The organism is Acholeplasma sp. ORD1043 (assembly GCF_057808485.1).
In genome coordinates this window covers 1-1602 of record NZ_JAQLOJ010000025.1, presented here as the reverse complement: position 1 = coordinate 1602, position 1602 = coordinate 1, and the positions used below count along the sequence as shown (strand labels likewise).

Here is a 1602-nt window from a genome sequence, read left to right as displayed (position 1 = left end):
GGTCCTTTAAAATAGATGGTGGTTTAGACTAAACACCGCTTTCAAAAGGATGGTGGTCAAAACACCCTTTAAAGATGTTGGTGGTCACTTAAATAAGACAGGCACTCCGGTTTCAAAGGAGTGCCTTTTTAATAGCCAAAATATACATTTATTTTATTAGTTTTATAGGTATATCTTGATTGAGACAGTACATGATACGGTTTCTTGTACGATGGAAGTTTTTAAAGCCATTTGCTGTTTTAATGAGCGTTTTAATCCTTGAGTTTGCACCTTCAATTGGGCCATTAGAAACTCTACGTCCATCAACTTTAATAAATGAATTTTTAATCTCTGTTTTCCAAGTACTGATCATTCGACCAAACGCTCTGAATAAAGGCTGCTTATCATTTCTAAATTCATAAATTAATTCTGTTAATTTTTCATCACAGGTTTCATAATCTGCAGTTAAGTTAAATAGGCGATACTTTTCTTTAAGTAAATAAGCAGCTTTTAAATTGTCATCAATATTCAATAAATAATCTCTGATTGTCGACTTATGCCACTTGGCATGAAGTTTTGGTATGAGGATGTACCCATTATAAATATCCTCATAGTTTTTGACGAAAAAGTAGCTGAACTTTTTCAACATATAATAATACATATCATTGTGAATCAGTTGTGAGGATTGTTTGTAATACTTATTCATAATATCAATACGTATACGTTTAATATGTTCATTTAATGTTCGGATGACATGAAATGAATCCACCGCTATTTTTGCTTTTGGGAAGCGTTCCTTGATGATATCTCGATATGTTGTCCACATATCAATGATGAATATTTCAACATTATCTTTTTCAGCTATTGGAATTCGTAAAAGTTGCTCATTTACATAATATTTATGTCTCGTAGTTAGAACGTCAATGACTTTGTTTTCGGTGAAATCATACATCAATAAAGCGTATTTATATTTACTACCCTTAGATTTGAAGAATTCATCTATACAGATGACTTTAGGTAATCTGCGACGTTTTGCTTCCACATGATCATCAAATATATTAATCACGGATTGCGTGGATATATTAAATTGTTTTGCTATAGATGAATAGGTTTGGGTATGTGATTTTAACTGTTCTAAGATGGCTAATTTAGTATAAACACTAATCTTGTGATGCTTTGCTGAAAATGGGTTATGTTCATAAAACACCTTTAAACATGTACGACATTGATAACGTCTGGCTTTATATTTGATGTAACATTTATGATTCGTTGATATACTATGTGTGATTGTTTTATCTCTGTAACTATGTATTTTGACACTTGAATCACTACACCTGACACAATTATAATCACCCTTTTTAAATACGATATGATAGGTCAGTTCCATTGGTGTAGATGTTGTTTCTATAGTTAAAATGCGATCCTTTAAATATTCTAAATTCAATATTTTTATGATATCATTAAACACGAAGACCTCCTTATTAAATTTTGGCTATTACCTGAATTTTAACATAAGCGAAGGTCTTCATTTTTTATTCATTAATTTTGCCCTTTAAAGATAATGGTGGTGAGCACCATCTATTTGATAGGTATACTTCAACCACCATCTATTTTAAATAACTT

Annotated in this window: 1 protein-coding gene; it reads right to left on the bottom strand. The window is 31.0% G+C overall.

Features of this window, described 5'->3' with window-relative positions; all coding sequences use genetic code 11:
* Positions 1 to 148: 148 nt before the first annotated feature.
* On the bottom strand, positions 149 to 1366 hold the full coding sequence (locus tag PG914_RS06875) for an ISL3 family transposase (RefSeq protein ID WP_488823089.1): 1218 nt from the start codon (positions 1364 to 1366) through the stop codon (positions 149 to 151).
* Between the last annotated feature and the right edge of the window lie 236 nt (positions 1367 to 1602).